Source organism: Alkalimonas amylolytica (assembly GCF_900107845.1).
Taxonomy (GTDB): Bacteria; Pseudomonadota; Gammaproteobacteria; order Enterobacterales; family Alteromonadaceae; genus Alkalimonas; species Alkalimonas amylolytica.
Window position 1 is genome coordinate 593,503 of record NZ_FNRM01000001.1, and the last position, 18,745, is coordinate 612,247.

The following is an 18,745-nucleotide window of genomic DNA, read 5'->3' on the forward strand; positions in this document are numbered from 1 at the left end:
AGCCTAAGCTCGCCGTTTGCATGACCAATGCAATTTACTGGCTTACTTTAGGCAGCTTGGCCTGATGTGCTTCAATTTGTGGCATCAAATCGCGTTCGAACCAACGCTTCAGCATGGTGTACTCGTAGCGCAGGTCCTGATGCCGGGGCCCTACCATACGAGGGCTTTGTAAAAACCCCATATCACGGATGTTTTCATCACCAGCTGCCACCTGCTCGCCATAGCCATCCCGCAATACGTGGGTAAAGGCTACTCGCGGTGAATAAAGATCTTTCACTACCCGAATGTCCTGCCCCGTACGGGTATACATCGGATTGACATCCCCCGCCAGATCAATGTCTGTCACCGTCACCTGCCACTGATACCCTTCTGGCAACTCAGCGGCGAACTCCTGGAAAATTCGTTCAAAGCCGGCCAGAGTTCGCTCACGAAAACGCGCCCGGCTTTCATTGGCCGGCCGAATATCGGTGAATTTCTCCGGCTCCTGGAAAGTAAGGGCTAAGTTGGATGCATCCTCCGCCAGACCATGAAAGCTTGCACTCATCAGCCCAGCCAGGGCACCTGCCATCATTAGTTTGCGCCAAATAGGTGTGGTCATTATTGCCTCCAATTAATAGCACGCTTAGCTGCGTAGCCCGATGACACAACGTATCGAGCCTGACTAAATTCTAGTCAACTTTATATGACTATAGACTGAATTGGATTCATTAAGTTGTCATTTTTTGTTATTTATTGTGCCAGCTGACAAGGCAACAGCCAAAAGAAAACCCGGCACCAAAGCCGGGTCTGATGGCGAGACAAAGCAATCATGTTATCGCTTTCTTTTGCTCCAGAACTGTCGAGATATCTCATTAAGATCATCGGACAAATGAGCGACCGCCGAAACGCTGGTATGATTGTTCTGACCAAAAACCACATTGTCATTGGCTGCATCACGAATACAATTCACCCCACGGTGAATGTTGTTGCTCATCACCCCCTGCTGCTCGGCTGCAGCGGCGATTTGCACATTCATCTCGCTAATTTCATTGACTTTTCGGCCAATACTTCTCAATGCTAGCGCTGCTTTCTCAGCATCGCCCACACAGCCATTGGCCTGCGTACTGCTCTGCGTCATTGCTGTTACAGCAGTGCGGGTACGGAGCTGCAAGCCATCAATCATTTGCTGAATATCGGCTGTCGATTGCTGCGTACGCCCTGCCAGGCTGCGGACTTCATCGGCTACTACAGCAAATCCTCTGCCTTGCTCGCCAGCTCTTGCAGCCTCAATCGCAGCATTTAATGCCAGCAAATTGGTTTGCTCAGCAACGCCTTGAATCACCTCTAGCACTCCGGAAATTTCGATACTTTGCTTTTCTAGCTCGTGAATAACTTGCGTTGCCTTTCCTAACTCCAGCTCCAGCTGTTTGATCGAGCTACGAGTGATCTCAACTAAATGCTCACCTTGCGACGTTTCCTGATCCGCCTCTTCAGCAGCATTGGCTGCAACCTGAGCACTGGTAACCACTTGCTGAATACTGGCAGCCATTTGTGTCACAGCAGCAGCCATTTGATCCGTTTCACTCTGTTGCGCTGCACTGGCTTTGTTGCCAGCCATCACTTGCTGCAACGAGCTTCGGGTATGCCTGGTCAGTTTATCAGACGCATCATTAATACGCCCCACTACAGCGCCCGTCTCCGCCTGCAACATGCGTAAAGCAAACTCAATGTCGCCCAACTCATCCATGCGATTGGTATAGAGTTTCTGGCTCAGCGGATTATCCGCGATAGATTTGGCCATTGCTTGCAACTTTTTCAAAGGGCTTAACCAGTAACTTACTGTGGCCGCGATCAGCACCAGGGGCAGTACCACACTGCTAATCAGTTGCAACCAAAAGCCATTCAGAGCAAAACTGCCCGCTTGGCCAAGGGTCAAGGCAAAAGCAGCCCATAACAACAGCTTGGTCCGGATAGAAAACCTTGCTTTGGTAGGCGCCGCTTTCCCTGATTTCAGCTCGGCATAGCTCTGCTCTGCCCGACTTATTGCTTCTGGGCTGGCTTTGGTTCGCACCGACTGGATTTCAGTGATCTCGCCATTCTTTGCTATGGGGGTGACATAAGCACTGACCCAATAATGATCGCCATTCTTGCAGCGATTCTTGACCAGGCCCATCCAGGAATTACCGGCTTTGATGGTAGACCACATATGCTGAAAAGCAGCTTCCGGCATATCAGGATGCCGCACCATATTATGCGGCTGTCCAAGCAGCTCTTGCTCGGTAAAACCACTGATCTGGATAAAATCCGAGTTCACATAGGTGATACGGCTATCCGGTTTGGTGGTGGACAAAATATTCGAGGCATCACTCAAGTGCACCTCACGATTGGTTACAGGTAAATTACTTCTCATGGGACAAACTCAGTATGGCAGAATGCCATTGATGGGAAACAGACCTGTGCTCAAACACAAGCTGTTTGGATGGTTCATAGCTGAACTTGGGCGCAGAATATTTGAGCAATATAATTGCTGAAAGTGAATTTAATCGATTAAGTAAATCACTTTTTTGAATGATGAATCAAATCAAGGCTTGGCAAAAAACCACCAAAAGTAACCTATAAAAAACCCGGCGCGAAGGCCGGGTTTTCAAGGGTTCAGACGGGGTCTGAGCGCATGTCGGGTAAGGAACAACCATTGCTGGTTGTCCCTCCCCTAAGAACCGTACGTGCGAGTTTCCCCGCATACGGCTCAAGTCTTTATAAGCCAATACCTAAGTCTCGACCAGCGAATGAATCATATGCATTTAATGCATAAATTAGACGAAGATTACAAGGTCAAATAACCATTGAACTTCTGCTAAGTTACATCACGCATTAAAGTAATGATTCAATTGCATGCTGACCAGAGAGCGTTAACTGAACATTCCCGTAAAACTCACCATTTCTCGACGAGAAGTTCGCTACCTTAAGATATCCAGCTAACGTCAGCTCTCTGAACTCACGGAAATACTTATACTCGCCTCCAACCATAGGTGGTAAAGAGTCATCTAAAGTATCCTTAAAAACCGCAACATGCTCTTTTGTTAGCACCATGTTTTATTCCCCTTTAAAATCAATCGCTGTAACCATAAGTTTACAGCATGCAAAGGACAAGTGCAAACTTAAGTTTACACTGAATAAATGTGCAATTGCCGATGACAATTAGGGTGCAGCAAAACTAAGTTATCCAGCTCATCCGCTTCGCCTTTTACCTTTTCCACGACATGGTGAATATGCCATTTCGTTTCCTTGGCATTAGAGAACCCCGCATTGACATATATATAACAATACATATAATTTCATATTTTAAATGGAATTAATTTTATGAACATATCTAAAGCAAAAAATAAACTCCTTAACATAAGGGGTCGTCTGTTAGAGAATCACAGCTCTGCGGTGATGGAGCGGGTTGAAATCGCCATGTTTTATAACTTTTTCTCCGATAGTGAGCTTTCTCTTGGAACTATCCGTAATATACTTCGATCCAAAGCTATGGCAATTATGACAAGAACCCACCTTATGGATGACATCAGGATTGTATGCCTTGCAGAAAATCTACATAAGATTGCGGAGGCAGTCGCAGATCCAACTGGATTCGAAATGGAGACAGCAGGCAAAGTGTTTGAACAAGGAGCCAACAATATGCCTGGCCGTGCTGGTGCAGCAATAAGAAGCTTGGGTCGTGCAAATCAATACTTTGCCACCCACTTATCGTTAAAGACCATGACGAATGTGACTGGTGTCGTTCTTGAGTTAATGTCTGAGCCTCGTAGCTTTGACTTTTGGCGAAATGATCATGAAACTCAGATGGTCAGGCGCCTTGAGAGGGCTGGGTTCCTATGAAAACTTTAGGGTTATTGCTAGCTTGCATGGTCACTTTGAATGTTACCGAGTCAATTCATGCACCTATTCCCTCACAGCTTTGCAGTCAGCAAGACTCTATGTTTGCGGGTGCATCCATTATCTACTCTGAGTGTCAGGATGACATCGATGCCATTGTGGTGCATGGCATTCAAAGTAGTCACAGCTTCGAAGCACTGTTGCAATTCGCACAAAGCTATCAAAATGAGCAAGTCGCCCTTGATGAGGCCATCACAGATCCGTTATTTGACGGCTTAGTCGTTGCATTAACACCATTCGATCCGGCAATGTCCATCAGCCACGATGAAGTGAGCACTATTGAGTTTTCACTCAGTGATAAAGCTGTATTTTTTATTCGTGAAACCGGCCGCTGGCAAGTGATCACTGTACTACCGGCTAACAGCTCCCAATACTGACTTGTCCCAATAAAAAACCCGGCGCGAAGGCCGGGTTTTCAAGGGTTCAGACGGGGTCTGAGCGCATTACATCATGCCGCCCATGCCACCCATTCCGCCCATGCCACCCATATCTGGGGCAGCTGCTTCGTCTTTTGGTACTTCGGTCACCATAGCTTCGGTGGTGATCATCAATGAACCAACAGAAGCAGCGAACTGCAGTGCAGAACGGGTCACCTTGGTAGGATCCAGGATACCCATTTCCAGCATGTCGCCGTAGGTTTCATTGGCAGCGTTGTAGCCGTAGTTGCCAGAACCATCTTTCACTTTGTTCACAACCACAGACGGCTCTTCACCGGCGTTGGCCACGATTTGACGCAGTGGCGCTTCCATCGCACGCAGAGCGATTTTGATGCCGTGGTTCTGGTCTTCGTTTTCTGCCGTCAGGCCAGCCAGCTTGGCTGCAACACGCACCAGAGCCACACCACCGCCAGGCACCACGCCTTCTTCCACCGCAGCACGGGTTGCGTGCAGCGCGTCTTCTACGCGGGCTTTTTTCTCTTTCATTTCAATTTCAGTCGAAGCACCGACTTTGATTACGGCAACACCGCCAGCCAGTTTGGCCAGACGCTCTTGCAGTTTTTCTTTGTCGTAATCGGACGTCGCTTCTTCGATTTGCTGGCGGATTTGCTTGACGCGGCCAGCAATGGCGTCTTCGTCACCGGCACCATCGATGATGGTGGTGTTGTCTTTAGTCAGTACCACACGCTTGGCAGTACCCAAATCTTCCAGTGTGGCTTTTTCCAGCTCCAGACCGATTTCTTCAGAAATCACAGTACCATTGGTCAGTACCGCAATGTCCTGCAGCATGGCTTTACGACGGTCACCGAAACCAGGTGCTTTCACCGCGGCTACTTTAACGATGCCACGCATGTTGTTCACGACCAGAGTCGCTAAGGCTTCGCCTTCCACATCTTCTGCGATGATCAGCAATGGTTTGCCTGCTTTGGCCACGCCTTCCAGCACCGGCAACAACTCACGGATGTTGGAAATTTTCTTATCCACATTCAGGATAAACGGGCTTTCCAGCTCAACCTGGCCAGCTTCCTGATTGTTGATGAAGTAAGGTGACAGGTAGCCACGGTCAAACTGCATACCTTCAACCACGTCCAGCTCGTTGGCCAGCGCCTGACCTTCTTCTACCGTGATCACGCCTTCTTTACCGACTTTGTCCATCGCATCGGCAATGATCTGGCCGATTTCCGCATCTGAGTTGGCAGAAATAGTACCGACCTGAGCGATTGATTTACTGTCAGCACAAGGTTGTGACAGATTTTTTAGCTCTGCAACCGCTTCAATCACGGCTTTGTCGATACCGCGCTTTAAATCCATTGGGTTCATACCAGCGGCAACGGCTTTCACACCTTCGTTGATAATGCTTTGTGCCAAAACAGTGGCGGTGGTGGTACCGTCACCGGCTTCGTCGTTGGCTTTAGAAGCAACTTCTTTCACCATCTGGGCGCCCATATTCTCGAACTTGTCTTCCAGCTCGATTTCTTTGGCGACCGACACACCATCTTTGGTGATCAGCGGTGAACCGAAGGATTTATCCAGGATCACATTGCGGCCTTTCGGACCCAGAGTGACACGAACGGCATTGGCCAGAATATTGACGCCTTTCAGCATTTTATTGCGGGCATCATCACCAAAACGTACTTCTTTTGCTGCCATTTTCATTTTCCTCTAAATTCAGTTAGTGCAATGATGGATTAGGCTTCAACTACAGCCAGGATATCGTTCTCACTGACGATCAACACTTCTTCACCATCAATTTTTTGCGTCTTAACGCCGTAACCATCGTTGAAAATCACAGTGTCGCCAACTTTGACATCCAGTGCTTTCACATCACCGTTATCCAGAATACGGCCGTTGCCTACGGCGATAACGGTACCACGGGTGGATTTCTCTGCGGCAGAGCCAGTCAGAACGATGCCACCAGCTGATTTGGTTTCAGCTTCCTGACGTTTGATGATGACGCGGTCATGTAAAGGACGAATATTCATGCTCTATCTCCTAAAGCGAGTTTGCGTTTTAACATGGGTTGTTAAATTGGGTTGCGCTGTATATGGGGTAAGCAAAAACTGAATCCAAGGGGGCCCGCAAAAAAATTTTCTTCTCCGTTGATTTTTTGCGCACTGTTTTTGCTAATGGTGGCGACAAACTGGTATTGTATCGCCAATCGCAAGACCAGAACCTGCCAGGCAACGTATAGTTCGGCCTGACTGGAATGAAGAAGAGAACCCATTGATGTTACGAGCTTTACTCAGTTGCCTGTTGTTGTGCTGGTTAGCGCTGTTACCGGCCCAGGCCAACGACAGTGTATTGGCTGCCATTACCGGCGAGTCATCACGTTTTTTACCGGTAGACCAGGCCTTTCAGTTTGATTTTCGTCAACAGGACGATGAGCTGCTGCTCAGCTGGACCATTGCCGACGGCTATTACCTGTACAAAGAGCAATTCAAATTTGCCGGCATTGCGGTCAGCTTTTCACACCCCAGCTACCCGGCAGCCATGACCATTGAAGACGAGTTCTTCGGCGTGACCGATGTGTACTACCATCAGGTTATTTTGCGCCTGCCCTTATCGGATATTGGGGAGGATGCTGAATTACGGGTACGTTATCAGGGCTGTGCTGAAGCCGGCTTTTGCTACCCACCCACCACCAAAACCGTACCGCTAAGCCCTGTCACCGGCAGCACTGCCAGCAATGACGTTGCAACCGCCTCATCGTCTGCTCCAGTATCCAGCCAGAACACCCTGGCGGAGCGCCTGGCAGGCTCCGGCTTTTTACTGACGCTGGGGGTGTTCTTTTTACTGGGACTGGGGTTGGCTTTTACCCCGTGTGTCTTTCCGATGTACCCGATTTTATCCAGCATTATTGTCGGCCAGGGCAAGGATCTGTCCAATAAGAAAGCCTTTACCCTGTCTTTTGCCTATGTGCAGGGCATGGCGCTGACCTATGCTTTGCTTGGCCTGGTAATTGCCAGCCTCGGGGTGCGTTTCCAGGCTATGCTGCAACACCCGGCGATATTGGTGCTGGTAAGTCTGTTGTTTGTGCTGCTGGCGCTGGCGATGTTTGGCGCTCTGAATTTTAGTCTACCCAGCGCCTGGCAAGCGAAAGTAGCGGCCATTAGCAACAAACAGCAGCGAGGCTCGGCCAAAGGTGCTTTTGTGATGGGCAGCTTATCCGGCCTAATTGCTTCCCCCTGCACCACAGCCCCACTAACCGCTGCCCTGCTGTACGTCGCACAAAGCGGCGATCTGCTGCGCGGTGCTATTACGCTGTATGTACTTAGCCTTGGCATGGGCTTGCCACTGCTGATCTTGGGCAGCTCGGGCGCCAAGCTGCTGCCTAAAGCCGGCCAGTGGATGTATGCGGTAAAAAATATCTTTGGTTTCTTGCTGCTGGCGGTGCCGGTCTGGTTATTGGATCGCTTTGTGCCGGGCTGGGTGACCCTGCTGCTGGGTAGCCTGCTCGCCATATCTGCCGCTCTCTATCTGCATTATGTGTCGCAGCAACTGAGCAACCAAAAAGCCCGGAGCGCGCTCTGGTTGCCGGCTCAGTTGCTGCTGATCCTGACCGTACTCGTTAATGTGCAACTGCTTTGGCCACAAAGCGCAAACACCTCGATGGCAGGGCAACATACCCCTGGTCAGTTCCGGCTGGTGGCTGATCAGGCTGAACTGGACCAGGCGCTGGCCGAGGCCAAGGCCAATGGCCAGGTGGTACTGTTGGATTTGTATGCGGAATGGTGCGTGGCCTGCAAAGAGTTTGAGCTGCTGACCTTCCCGGCCGAGCAAGTCCAACCTTACTTGCAACAAATGGTGCTGCTGAAAATTGATGTCACCCGCATGACCCGGGCCAATCAGCAGTTATTGGACCGCTATCAGGTGCTGGGCCTGCCCACTCTGCTGTTCTTTGATGCCGATGGCAATGAAATGACCCAATCCCGTGTGACCGGCTTTATGGCAGCCCGACCTTTTGCCCGTCACTTGTCCGCCATCCTTGATTAAAGGGGCGCTTAACGACAACAAACTGGTCTTTTCCTGCTGATTAGACCAGTATTTTGCTGCCATTTGTCACGATTTCACTATAATAAGCCGTTAAATCGGAACCAAGCGCACGTTATTTACTCATAAAGTTCGAGGCAGCTGGTTATTCTTGCTGCTTCAGGCATAATGCAGAGAACTAACGTGAACGTGCAGGAAATGTGCAGCTTATGGTGAATAAAACGCGGATTCTGTTGTTAAATGGCCCTAACCTGAATATGTTGGGCGTGCGCGAGCCTTCTGTCTATGGCAAGCAAAGCCTGGCCGAACTGGTGCAACAACTGCAGGATTTTGCCACTGGCCTGAATGTGGAACTAAGCCACTACCAGAGCAACGCCGAACACGAGTTACTCGATCGCATTCATCAGAGTTTGGGCCAGGTTGACTTTATTGTCATCAACCCGGGCGCCTTCACTCATACCAGCATTGCCTTGCGCGATGCCTTGCTTGCGGTGGCCATTCCCTGCATCGAAGTGCACCTGAGCAATGTGCATGCCCGCGAGCCGTTCCGGCAGCACTCGTATCTTTCGGACATTGCCAAAGGCGTGATCTGTGGCCTTGGGCCACAAGGTTATCGCTTTGCCATTGAGGCGGCAGTGTCTTTTACGCAATCCAATCCATCCACCTAGAATGACAGGTTAAACCTTTATGGACATTAGAAAAATTAAGAAACTGATCGAGCTGGTTGAAGAGTCCGGTATTTCTGAGCTGGAAATCACCGAAGGCGAAGAATCGGTTCGCATCAGCCGTCAAAGCACAGCGCCCCAGCAGGTTCACTATGCAGCGGCACCAGCCCCTATGGCTGCTCCTGCTCCGGCAGTAGCTCCAGCGGCTGCCCCAGCCGTTGCCAGTGCTCCGGCAGAAACCACAGGCCACCGGGTACGTTCCCCCATGGTTGGTTCTTTCTACCGTTCGCCTTCGCCAACCTCCAAGCCATTTATCGAGGTAGGCCAGAGTGTGAAAGTAGGCGATACCCTCTGCATCGTGGAAGCGATGAAGATGATGAACCAGATCCAGTCCGACAAAGCCGGTGTGGTGAAAGAAATTCTGGTCCAGGACGGCGAGCCGGTGGAATTTGACCAGCCCCTGGTTATTATCGAATAAGCAAAAAAGGCCAAACCTATGTTAGAAAAAGTCTTGATTGCCAACCGGGGCGAAATTGCACTGCGCATTCTGCGTGCCTGCAAAGAGCTCGGGATCAAGACGGTCGCCGTGCACTCCACGGTCGATCGTAACCTGAAACATGTGCTGCTGGCCGATGAAACCATCTGCATCGGCCCAGCGCCCTCACCGAAAAGTTATCTGAATGTGCCGGCCCTGATCGCAGCGGCAGAAGTCACCAATGCCCAGGCCATTCACCCAGGCTATGGCTTTTTAGCAGAAAACGCCGAGTTCGCGCAGCAAGTGGAAGAAAGCGGCCTGGTCTTTATTGGCCCACGGCCGGATTCCATCCGCTTAATGGGCGATAAAGTCTCAGCCATCGAGGCGATGAAAAAAGCCGGCGTGCCCTGCGTGCCTGGTTCCGACGGTGCGGTCGGTGATGATGCCGTCAAAAACAAAGCCATTGCCAATCGTATCGGCTACCCGATCATTGTCAAAGCTGCTGGCGGCGGCGGTGGTCGCGGCATGCGGGTGGTGCGCTCCGAAAGCGAACTTATTAGTTCCATTGAGATGACCAAAGCCGAAGCCAAAGCTGCCTTTGGCAACGACATGGTATACATGGAGAAATTCCTGGAAAACCCACGCCATGTTGAGGTGCAGGTTCTGGCCGATGGTCAGGGCCATGCCATTCACCTGGGTGAGCGCGACTGCTCGATGCAGCGCCGCCACCAAAAAGTGGTGGAAGAGGCTCCGGCCCCTGGCATTACTCAGGAGCTGCGTGACTTTATCGGCGGCCGCTGCGTCGATGCTTGCAAGGTGATGAACTACCGCGGCGCCGGTACCTTTGAGTTCTTGTTTGAAAACGGTGAGTTTTTCTTTATTGAAATGAACACCCGCATTCAGGTGGAGCATCCGGTCACTGAAATGATTACCGGTGTCGATCTGATCAAAGAGCAGTTGCGCATCGCTTCTGGCTTGCCGCTGAGCATCAAGCAAGAAGACATTGTGATTCGTGGCCATGCCATCGAATGCCGTATCAATGCCGAAGATCCAGCCACCTTTATTCCATCGCCAGGCACCATTACCCGCTTCCATCCGCCGGGTGGTTTTGGCGTCCGCTGGGACTCGCACATTTATGCCGATTACACAGTACCACCGAATTACGATTCGATGGTTGGCAAGCTGATCACCTATGGTGATAGCCGCGATGTGGCCATTGCCAAAATGCGCAATGCCCTGAGCGAACTGCTGGTTGGCGGCATTAAAACCAATATCCCGCTGCACAAAGATATTATGAATGATGCTGGCTTTTGCAAAGGCGGCACCAATATTCATTATCTGGAAAAGAAGCTCGGCTTATAAACCTGGCTACCTCCCTTCCAAACAGGCTCTGCGGAGCCTGTTTTGTTTTGATGTCCTCATGACCCTGCTTTTTTTCGGCTTTGTCGCTGGCTGATGATAGAATACCGTTTTTTACAGCTGAACCATGAGAACCGCCATGCCCTGGATCCAACTTCGTATTCAAACCACCGAACATCATGCCGAGCAAGTCAGTGACATGCTGATTGGCTGGGGTGCCCAGGCCGTGACCTTTATCGACAGCAAAGACACCCCCATTTACGAACCGCTGCCCGGCGAAGTGTTGTACTGGCAGGACACCACCGTGATGGGTTTGTTTGAAGCCGATCATCCCATGCAGGCAGTATTGGATAAACTGCGGCAAACGGCTTTGTTTAAGCAGGGGCTAAGCTACAAACTGGAACAGCTGGAGGACAAAGACTGGGAGCGCGAGTGGATGGATAACTTCCACCCCATTCAGTTTGGTGAGCGGCTCTGGGTCTGCCCCAGCTGGCGCGCAATTCCTGACCCAGGTGCCATCAATGTACTGCTGGACCCCGGCATTGCCTTTGGCACCGGCACCCACCCCACCACAGCCCTTTGTATGCAATGGCTGGATGCGCATATTGAGCCGGAACAAACCGTGGTCGATTTTGGTTGTGGCTCCGGCATTCTGGCCATTGCCGCCCTAAAGCTTGGCGCCAAACGGGTCGTAGGCATCGACATCGACCCCCAGGCCATCCAAGCCAGCATGGCCAATGCTGAGCGCAATGCAGTGGCCGATAAGCTGGAGCTCTATTTACCCAAAGATCAACCTAGCTTAAACGCTGATGTGGTGGTAGCTAATATTTTGGCAGGGCCTCTGGCCGAGCTGAATCAGATCATTGCCGCTTACGTGCGCCCTGGCGGCAGCCTGGTGATGTCCGGTATTTTGCCACAACAGGCAGAGCAGGTAATGGCCGCCTACCGCGATCGTTTTGTATTCGATCCTGTGGTGGAACAGGACGAATGGATACGCCTGAGCGCTCGTAAGCACAGTGTTTAACGGAAAAACAGCTCCGATCACCGTTGAGCAGCATGAAATCAAGGCGAAAGGGACTGGCCATCTTTAGCTGTTTAATGTTATGTTATAACAAATCATAACATAACACCGGAGATTTGCTGTGCGCACTTCAACCTCTTTTCCTCTGGCAGCCACCCTGGCACTGGCCAGCGGCTTACTGCTGACCGGCTGTAACGACAGCCACACCTATCTGAACACTGTGGCCGAGGATCAACACGATCATGGCCATGACCACGATCATGATCACGGTCACCACAGTACCGAAGGTGGTCGTTTGGTCATCACCGCTGCGCCACATCATGATGATGATGATCACGACCATAACCACCATCATGTCTATGTGTTCGATTTGCATGACAATGAAATCATCGCCGAACTGGAAACGGAGCACGAAGTATCCCAACTGTTCGCCAGCCCGGGCTTTCGGTTTGCCCTGTTAAATCAACGCAGCGAAAACATCACCCAGATACTCGATGGCGGTCAGTGGCAGGAAGATCATGGCGATCACATGCACGACTATGTGCAGGCTCCAGTCATGCTTAGCTTTGAACTGGAAGGCCCGGCTCCTACCCATTATGAGGCCCATGAAGGCCTGGCAGCACTATTTTACGATGGTTACGCCGATCCACAGCAAAATGCTGCTGTATTCGTATTCAACGATGACGATCTGGCCCATGGCCGCATTGGCGCCAGCCTGACGCTGGATATCAACCAGCACGGTACCGCTGAAGTTCGTGGCGACTATCTGCTAACCACCTACCGGGCCGCCGGTACTGCGACCACCTTGCCAAGCCAGGTTGAGCTGTACCACCGCCATGACGATCATTACGATTTTGAAATTCGTTTCAATGAGCCGTGCGAACGCTTGCATGGCAGCTATTCAATTGCAGATTACACGCTATTCGGTTGTGCTGATGGTGTACTGTTAGTGGAACAACGCGGCACTCAGTTTCTGGCCAGCAAAATTGCCAATGCCGAAAGCCTGACTGGCCGTATTGGCAGCTTTAGTGGCCATAATCACCAGCATGAAGTGATTGGCTATGCCGGCCAGGCCATCTGGATCATTGATGCCATTCACGGCAGCATGCGTGAGCTGGATTGGCGTGGCGACAGCGAGGTAACCCGACTTGCCTCCGCGGTGGATGCTCATGGCGAGCATTATGCGGTGCTGGATAGCAGTGGCACCCTGCATGTGTTCGATTGGGAGGCCGATTTCGCTTTGAAAGACAGCCTGGCATTGATCGAAACCATCGACAACAACAACCGGCCGCGCATTGCCATCAATCAGCAAAATGAAACCATTTACCTGACCGATCCGGTGGCAAAGCAACTGGTGGTGGTTGATTTACACAGCCTGACGGTTGAGCGCATTTCGCTGGATTTCGAGCCAGCGCTGATCACCTGGCTGGGTGTCGCGGACCCATCGCACGATGAGCATGATCACTAAAGGGTTCTAACCCTCCCGGTTTCCTGCACCTTCGTTCCTGAGTGTTGGATATTGGCGCCGCCTTTGAGTGGCGCCTTTTTTATCCCGATGTCAGACCTGGCCCGATGTTGGCCAAAATTCAAGCAGTTAGCTTTTGTCAAGGCGTCAGGGCGCAATAAATTTCAGAATTGTTTAAATATTAGCCTTTGCAAGGCGGGCAAAAATCCGTAAACTTGCGCCCCCTGAGGGTAAGAGCTGTGCGAGCTGAGCGAATAAAGTGCGAATCGGTCCCTATCAACTGCCGAACAATGTAATTTGTGCCCCTATGGCAGGTGTCACGGACGTTGCCTTTCGTCAGCTGTGTCGTCGATTTGGTGCAGGCCTGGCGGTGTCGGAAATGCTCTCCAGCAATCCGTTGGTGTGGCAGAGTGAGAAATCACAAAAGCGCATGACGCATCAGACTGAAAGTGGCATCCGCTCGGTGCAGATTGCCGGGGCCGATCCGGCACAAATGGCTGAAGCCGCACAGTACAATGTTGAGCTGGGTGCCGATATCATTGATATCAATATGGGCTGCCCGGCCAAGAAAGTGAATAAAAAACTGGCTGGTTCTGCGCTACTGCAATTTCCGCAATTGGTGGAACAGATCATCCAGGCCGTGGTCCAAGCCGTGTCGGTGCCAGTGACACTGAAAATTCGCACTGGCTGGCATCCGGATCACAAGAATGGGGTGGAAATTGCCCGTATTGCCGAAGCCAATGGCATACAAGCGCTGGCGGTTCATGGCCGCACCCGTGCTTGTATGTACAAAGGGAACGCAGAATACGATACAATTCGCGCCATCAAACAGGCCGTCACCCTACCGGTGATTGCCAATGGTGATGTAACCTCACCACAAAAAGCCAAAATGGTGCTTGATTACACCGGCGCGGACGCCATTATGATTGGCCGCGCAGCCCAGGGTCGCCCTTGGATCTTCCGGGAAGTGGTTCACTTCCTGGCCACAGGGCAGGAATTAGCGCCCCCTGAGCTTTCGGAAGTCGAGTCTATTTTGCAAGAGCATGTGCAGGGATTGCATCAGCTCTATGGCCAGCACTTGGGGCCACGCATCGCGCGTAAACATGTTGGCTGGTATCTGGCCGAGCATGATGCAGCCGGTGCATTTCGTCGAGAATTCAACGCCATCGAGCTGCCTGAACAGCAGCTGGAGGCGTTAACTATGTATTTTCATCAACTAGCAGCAACTTAAGTAAAGAGAATCGCAATGTTTAATGAAACTGTTTCTTCGCCTTTTATCACCAATGCCCATGTGCAGTCTCAGGAAAAACCACAAGCGCTGAGAACCGCTGCTCAAAAAGCCGTTGCGCACTACCTGCAACAACTGAATGGTCAGGACGTCAATGATCTGTACAACCTGGTGTTGTCTGAGCTGGAGCGTCCTCTGCTGGAAGAAGTGATGAAATATACCCGTGGCAACCAAACCCGTGCTGCCAACCTGATGGGTATTAACCGCGGCACCCTGCGGAAAAAATTAAAACAGTACGGCATGAGCTGAGACTGATGCAGGGGCACCGCCCCTGCTTAAAAGCACCGCAAGGTGCTTTTTTCGTTTTAATCGCCCCCGTTTGAGCAACAGAGAATCAAAAATGACTACCTATCGCCCTATTCGTCGTGCACTGCTAAGTGTGTCGGACAAAACCGGTATTGTTGAATTTGCCAGCGCCCTCCATCAGATGCAAGTAGAGATCCTTTCTACCGGCGGTACCGCCAAGCTGCTGGCTGAGCATGGCATTCCTGTACAGGAAGTCTCCAACTACACCGGTCACCCGGAAATCATGGCTGGCCGCGTTAAGACGCTGCACCCGAAAGTGCATGGTGGCATTCTGGCACGCCGTGGTCAGGACGAAGCCGTGATGGCTGAACATGGCATTGGTGCCATCGATCTGGTGGCAGTCAACCTGTATCCTTTTGCCAAAACCGTGGCCAATAAAGATTGCAGCCTGGAAGATGCCATTGAAAACATCGATATCGGTGGCCCAACCATGGTGCGTGCTGCGGCGAAGAACCACAAGGACGTTACCATCATTGTCAACGCCAGTGACTACGCCACCGTATTGAGTGAAATGAAGACCCATCAGGGCGGCACCACCCATGCCACCCGTTTCAGTCTGGCGATTGCGGCTTTTGAGCACACCGCCCAGTACGATGGCATGATTGCCAACTACTTTGGCACCATGCTACCAGCCTATGACACACCGGCCGAGCCCGCCAGCCGCTTCCCACGTACCTTCAACAGCCAGTTTGTGAAGAAGCAGGATTTACGCTACGGCGAGAACAGCCACCAGCAAGCAGCATTCTATATCGACCCAACGGCTCAGGAAGCATCCGTTGCTACAGCCACTCAGCTGCAAGGCAAAGCGCTGTCGTACAACAACATCGCCGACACCGATGCCGCGCTGGAGTGCGTGAAAGAGTTCAGTGAGCCGGCCTGTGTCATCGTCAAACACGCCAATCCATGCGGGGTAGCCATTGGCGATAGCATTCTGGCTGCTTATGAACGTGCGTATCAGACCGATCCAACCTCGGCCTTTGGTGGCATCATCGCCTTTAACCGCGAGCTGGATGACACTACCGCCAAAGCCATCATCGACCGCCAGTTTGTCGAAGTGATCATTGCCCCTGCTGCCAGTGAAGCAGCCGTTGCCGTGATTGGCAGCAAACCGAATGTACGCTTGCTGGTTTGCGGTGCTTTCAGTGCCCCAGCGCCAGCAGTGGATATCAAGCAGGTCAATGGCGGTATTTTGCTGCAAGACCGCGATCAGGCCAGTGTCAGCGAAAGCGATCTGAAAGTGGTGACCAAGCGCCAGCCAACTGAGCAGGAACTGAGTGACTTATTGTTCTGTTGGAAAGTAGCTAAATACGTCAAATCCAATGCCATCGTGTATGTCAAAGACAGCATGACCATTGGCGTAGGTGCCGGCCAGATGAGCCGTGTATACAGCGCCAAGATCGCGGGCATTAAAGCTGCCGATGAAAAACTGGAAGTAAAAGGCTCGGTGATGGCCTCGGATGCTTTCTTCCCGTTTCGCGATGGTATCGATGCCGCTGCTGCCGCTGGTATTACTGCGGTGATCCAGCCAGGTGGCTCAATGCGCGATGCCGAAGTGATTGCAGCAGCCGATGAGCACGGCATGGCCATGGTATTTACCGGCGTGCGTCACTTCCGTCACTAACCCTTGTTTCCGCTCTTCAACGGCAGCCTCTGGCTGCCGTTTTTATTTACCCGGCCACCACTTCGGCCGAACCGGCTGATCTATACTAGAAGTCTTTCAGAGCAAGCAAAGGAAAACAGAATGCATCACGAACGCTGGCGAGTGCTGATCCATGGCAAAGTGCAAGGCGTGTTTTACCGGGCATCAACCCAGCAACAAGCCCGGATGCTGGGTTTAACCGGCTACTGCCAGAACCTGGACGATGGCCGGGTGCAGGTGGTGGCCGAAGGCATGCCGGATCAGTTGCAGCAGCTGCTGGAATGGTGCTGGCAAGGTCCGGCCCAGGCAGAAGTTACCGCCATTGATGTCGATAAAGACTTACCGACGGACGAATGGCAGGATTTTCAGATCCGGCACTAGTTCAGGGATGATTCAGGGTTGCCACATAGAATAAAGATGTATAACAGTCTTCGAGGATAAGTCGATGAAATCGTTACCCGCAAGCTTTTTAGCTGCCAGTATGCTGCTACTCGGTTGTACCGAACCAAATGTGCCATTCAGTGCTGATGAGGCGAGTACCGCACCTGTGGTGGATCAGGCCCACAATAGCCGCAATGCGCTCGACTGGGACGGCCGTTACGAGGGGATTTTGCCCTGCGCCGATTGCGAAGGCATTCAAACCAGACTCACGCTGCAGCAGGATGGCCATTTCCAATTAGAAACCCGGTATCTGGGTAAATCCGAGCACCTATTCCGTGAGCAGGGCGCATTCGAGTGGGACAGCAGTGGCCAGATTATTCGTTTGGAGCGATCTCAACCAGGCAGTGACCAGTTTTTTGTCGGGGAAAACGTACTCTGGCAATTGGATATGAATGGGCAGCGCATCACCGGTGAATTGGCAGAGAATTACAAGCTGCATAAAGCACCACCAGCTCAACTGGCAGCAAGCCCACTGGCCGGTACCAGGTGGCAGCTGACCGAACTGATGGGCCAGCAGCTGCCAGACGATAACCCAGCCTATATTGTCTTTAGCAGCACGGAGCCTAGAGTCCATGGCAATGCCGGATGCAATCGTTTCTTTGGTGGCTATGAGCTGAATATGGAGCACATGCGGCTGCGTTTGTCCGGTATTGGCATGACGCAGATGGCTTGCTTGCAAGATACCATCGAACCGGAGTTTTCCCAAGTGCTGCAAAGCTTTGATAACTTTAACCTGACCGACGACAGCCTGACGCTAAACCGAGCCAGGATGGCGCCACTGGCGCGCTTTACCGCCGCAGGCCCTGCCGGGAAATAAGCTGTTTTGCCTTGGGAAGGGTAAATGACAACGTTGTCATTTACCCTTAATTCTGCTATGTTAGCAGCATAAAATTCCACCACCTGTTTGCCAGGTGGTTATGCTGTAAACAACACAGGAAGCCTGTTATGCAGATTGTGATCCAGCCTAGTGCTGATGCTGTTGCTGAGTACGGTGCCGACCAGTTCAGTCGCTTGCTGAGTAAAAAACCCGACGCGGTGCTGGGGTTGGCTACAGGCTCGACCCCGGTTGCACTGTATCAAAAGCTGATTGCACGCTATCAGGCTGGCAAACTGAGTTTTGCTAAGGCAACCAGTTTTAACCTGGATGAATACTTAGGTCTGTCGCCCGAGCACCCGCAAAGCTACCATTACTTTATGCAGCAGCAGTTGTTTGCACTGATTGATATCCAGCCAGAACAAACTCATGTGCCCGCAGGCGATGCCGCCGATCCCATCGCTGCTTGTCACGACTACGAAGCCAGGATTGCAGCGGCTGGCGGTATCGACTTGCAGTTGCTTGGTATTGGCCGTAATGGTCATATTGGCTTTAACGAGCCCTCTTCTGGCCTGCGCTCGCGCACCCGGGTAAAAACCCTGACCCAGGCCACCATCAAAGACAACGCCCGCTTTTTTACCGAGGGCGAGTACCAGCCGCATTTGTCCATTACCATGGGCATCGGCACCATCTTAGATGCCCGCAAAGTGCTGCTGCTGGCAACCGGTGAGGCCAAAGCCGATGCCGTCAAAGCCATGGTGGAAGGGCCACTTAGCGCGGCCTGCCCGGCCTCCGCCCTGCAACTGCATCAGCATGCGGTGGTGGTGCTGGATGAAGCGGCTGCCAGCAAGCTAAACGATCTCGCCTTTTACCATCATATCGAGCGGGAGAATCAGTTGCTGCTGCAGCGGTTGGGGAAAAGCTAACACA

The 18,745-nt window shown here is 51.8% G+C and carries 19 protein-coding genes and 1 pseudogene; 14 read left to right on the top strand and 6 right to left on the bottom strand.

All coding sequences use genetic code 11. The features are described 5' to 3' along the window. Positions 1–34: 34 nt before the first annotated feature. From BLW37_RS02670 to BLW37_RS02685, 4 genes and pseudogenes are all read right to left on the bottom strand, one after another. Entirely contained in the window at positions 35–598 is a 564-nt protein-coding gene (locus tag BLW37_RS02670; protein ID WP_245785582.1) for a DUF3016 domain-containing protein, read from the bottom strand. A gap of 213 nt (positions 599–811) precedes the next feature. Further along, entirely contained in the window at positions 812–2,389 is a 1,578-nt protein-coding gene (locus BLW37_RS02675) for a methyl-accepting chemotaxis protein (protein ID WP_091339018.1), read from the bottom strand. Positions 2,390–2,850: 461 nt separating this feature from the next. Beyond that, positions 2,851–3,069: a hypothetical protein gene (locus BLW37_RS02680; protein WP_091339021.1), complete on the bottom strand. Its 219-nt coding sequence runs from the start codon at positions 3,067–3,069 to the stop codon at positions 2,851–2,853. Between the two features lie 74 nt (positions 3,070–3,143). Beyond that, positions 3,144–3,266, bottom strand: a pseudogene (locus tag BLW37_RS02685) (HNH endonuclease); the annotation flags it as partial. Positions 3,267–3,339: 73 nt separating this feature from the next. Here BLW37_RS02685 and BLW37_RS02690 point away from each other — a divergent pair. Further along, the gene (locus BLW37_RS02690; RefSeq protein ID WP_091339025.1) at positions 3,340–3,858 is read left to right on the top strand and encodes a hypothetical protein; all 519 of its coding nucleotides are present in this window, start codon (positions 3,340–3,342) and stop codon (positions 3,856–3,858) included. A 98-nt stretch (positions 3,859–3,956) separates the two neighbouring features. Next, a complete protein-coding gene (locus tag BLW37_RS02695) occupies positions 3,957–4,292 on the top strand; it encodes a hypothetical protein (RefSeq protein WP_091339028.1) in 336 nt (111 codons plus the stop codon). Positions 4,293–4,358: 66 nt separating this feature from the next. Here BLW37_RS02695 and groL read toward each other — a convergent pair whose 3' ends face one another. Both groL and BLW37_RS02705 read right to left on the bottom strand, forming a co-directional pair. Further along, positions 4,359–6,002, bottom strand: coding sequence for a chaperonin GroEL (groL, locus tag BLW37_RS02700; protein WP_091339030.1), 1,644 nt, complete (start codon positions 6,000–6,002; stop codon positions 4,359–4,361). A gap of 38 nt (positions 6,003–6,040) precedes the next feature. Then, entirely contained in the window at positions 6,041–6,334 is a 294-nt protein-coding gene (locus BLW37_RS02705; protein WP_091339034.1) for a co-chaperone GroES, read from the bottom strand. 244 nt (positions 6,335–6,578) lie between these two features. On the opposite strand from BLW37_RS02705, the gene BLW37_RS02715 reads away from it, so the two are divergent. From BLW37_RS02715 to nagB, 12 genes are all read left to right on the top strand, one after another. After that, entirely contained in the window at positions 6,579–8,345 is a 1,767-nt protein-coding gene (locus BLW37_RS02715) for a protein-disulfide reductase DsbD (protein ID WP_091339040.1), read from the top strand. Between the two features lie 206 nt (positions 8,346–8,551). After that, positions 8,552–9,010, top strand: coding sequence for a type II 3-dehydroquinate dehydratase (gene aroQ / locus BLW37_RS02720; RefSeq protein ID WP_091339043.1), 459 nt, complete (start codon positions 8,552–8,554; stop codon positions 9,008–9,010). Between the two features lie 19 nt (positions 9,011–9,029). Further along, positions 9,030–9,485 carry an acetyl-CoA carboxylase biotin carboxyl carrier protein gene (accB, locus tag BLW37_RS02725; protein WP_091339046.1) on the top strand — a complete coding sequence of 152 codons (456 nt, stop codon included), beginning with the start codon at positions 9,030–9,032 and terminating at the stop codon, positions 9,483–9,485. A gap of 18 nt (positions 9,486–9,503) precedes the next feature. Next, positions 9,504–10,844, top strand: coding sequence for an acetyl-CoA carboxylase biotin carboxylase subunit (gene accC, locus BLW37_RS02730; protein ID WP_091339049.1), 1,341 nt, complete (start codon positions 9,504–9,506; stop codon positions 10,842–10,844). A gap of 136 nt (positions 10,845–10,980) precedes the next feature. Further along, the gene (gene prmA, locus BLW37_RS02735; RefSeq protein ID WP_091339575.1) at positions 10,981–11,865 is read left to right on the top strand and encodes a 50S ribosomal protein L11 methyltransferase; all 885 of its coding nucleotides are present in this window, start codon (positions 10,981–10,983) and stop codon (positions 11,863–11,865) included. A gap of 118 nt (positions 11,866–11,983) precedes the next feature. Next, positions 11,984–13,330 carry a hypothetical protein gene (locus tag BLW37_RS02740; RefSeq protein ID WP_091339052.1) on the top strand — a complete coding sequence of 449 codons (1,347 nt, stop codon included), beginning with the start codon at positions 11,984–11,986 and terminating at the stop codon, positions 13,328–13,330. Between the two features lie 256 nt (positions 13,331–13,586). Next, complete coding sequence (gene dusB, locus BLW37_RS02745; RefSeq protein WP_091339057.1) at positions 13,587–14,558, top strand: tRNA dihydrouridine synthase DusB; 972 nt, start codon at positions 13,587–13,589, stop codon at positions 14,556–14,558. 15 nt (positions 14,559–14,573) lie between these two features. Then, positions 14,574–14,864, top strand: a complete 291-nt coding sequence (fis, locus tag BLW37_RS02750; protein ID WP_091339061.1) for a DNA-binding transcriptional regulator Fis — start codon at positions 14,574–14,576, stop codon at positions 14,862–14,864. 91 nt (positions 14,865–14,955) lie between these two features. Then, positions 14,956–16,542, top strand: a complete 1,587-nt coding sequence (purH, locus tag BLW37_RS02755) for a bifunctional phosphoribosylaminoimidazolecarboxamide formyltransferase/IMP cyclohydrolase (RefSeq protein WP_091339064.1) — start codon at positions 14,956–14,958, stop codon at positions 16,540–16,542. 120 nt (positions 16,543–16,662) lie between these two features. Then, positions 16,663–16,941, top strand: a complete 279-nt coding sequence (locus BLW37_RS02760) for an acylphosphatase (protein WP_091339066.1) — start codon at positions 16,663–16,665, stop codon at positions 16,939–16,941. A gap of 64 nt (positions 16,942–17,005) precedes the next feature. After that, on the top strand, positions 17,006–17,818 hold the full coding sequence (locus BLW37_RS02765) for a copper resistance protein NlpE N-terminal domain-containing protein (RefSeq protein ID WP_091339069.1): 813 nt from the start codon (positions 17,006–17,008) through the stop codon (positions 17,816–17,818). Between the two features lie 128 nt (positions 17,819–17,946). Further along, positions 17,947–18,741, top strand: a complete 795-nt coding sequence (gene nagB / locus BLW37_RS02770) for a glucosamine-6-phosphate deaminase (RefSeq protein ID WP_091339072.1) — start codon at positions 17,947–17,949, stop codon at positions 18,739–18,741. The last annotated feature ends 4 nt before the right edge of the window (positions 18,742–18,745 follow it).

Excerpts from the sequence above, each read along its gene's own strand:
- BLW37_RS02670 (WP_245785582.1), bottom strand. The coding sequence starts at position 598 with ATGACCACACCTATTTGGCGCAAACTAATGATGGCAGGTGCCCTGGCT.
- BLW37_RS02675 (WP_091339018.1), bottom strand. The coding sequence starts at position 2,389 with ATGAGAAGTAATTTACCTGTAACCAATCGTGAGGTGCACTTGAGTGAT.
- BLW37_RS02680 (WP_091339021.1), bottom strand. The coding sequence starts at position 3,069 with ATGGTGCTAACAAAAGAGCATGTTGCGGTTTTTAAGGATACTTTAGAT.
- BLW37_RS02690 (WP_091339025.1), top strand. The coding sequence starts at position 3,340 with ATGAACATATCTAAAGCAAAAAATAAACTCCTTAACATAAGGGGTCGT.
- BLW37_RS02695 (WP_091339028.1), top strand. The coding sequence starts at position 3,957 with ATGTTTGCGGGTGCATCCATTATCTACTCTGAGTGTCAGGATGACATC.
- groL (WP_091339030.1), bottom strand. The coding sequence starts at position 6,002 with ATGGCAGCAAAAGAAGTACGTTTTGGTGATGATGCCCGCAATAAAATG.
- BLW37_RS02705 (WP_091339034.1), bottom strand. The coding sequence starts at position 6,334 with ATGAATATTCGTCCTTTACATGACCGCGTCATCATCAAACGTCAGGAA.
- BLW37_RS02715 (WP_091339040.1), top strand. The coding sequence starts at position 6,579 with ATGTTACGAGCTTTACTCAGTTGCCTGTTGTTGTGCTGGTTAGCGCTG.
- aroQ (WP_091339043.1), top strand. The coding sequence starts at position 8,552 with ATGGTGAATAAAACGCGGATTCTGTTGTTAAATGGCCCTAACCTGAAT.
- accB (WP_091339046.1), top strand. The coding sequence starts at position 9,030 with ATGGACATTAGAAAAATTAAGAAACTGATCGAGCTGGTTGAAGAGTCC.
- accC (WP_091339049.1), top strand. The coding sequence starts at position 9,504 with ATGTTAGAAAAAGTCTTGATTGCCAACCGGGGCGAAATTGCACTGCGC.
- prmA (WP_091339575.1), top strand. The coding sequence starts at position 10,981 with ATGCCCTGGATCCAACTTCGTATTCAAACCACCGAACATCATGCCGAG.
- fis (WP_091339061.1), top strand. The coding sequence starts at position 14,574 with ATGTTTAATGAAACTGTTTCTTCGCCTTTTATCACCAATGCCCATGTG.
- purH (WP_091339064.1), top strand. The coding sequence starts at position 14,956 with ATGACTACCTATCGCCCTATTCGTCGTGCACTGCTAAGTGTGTCGGAC.
- BLW37_RS02760 (WP_091339066.1), top strand. The coding sequence starts at position 16,663 with ATGCATCACGAACGCTGGCGAGTGCTGATCCATGGCAAAGTGCAAGGC.
- BLW37_RS02765 (WP_091339069.1), top strand. The coding sequence starts at position 17,006 with ATGAAATCGTTACCCGCAAGCTTTTTAGCTGCCAGTATGCTGCTACTC.
- nagB (WP_091339072.1), top strand. The coding sequence starts at position 17,947 with ATGCAGATTGTGATCCAGCCTAGTGCTGATGCTGTTGCTGAGTACGGT.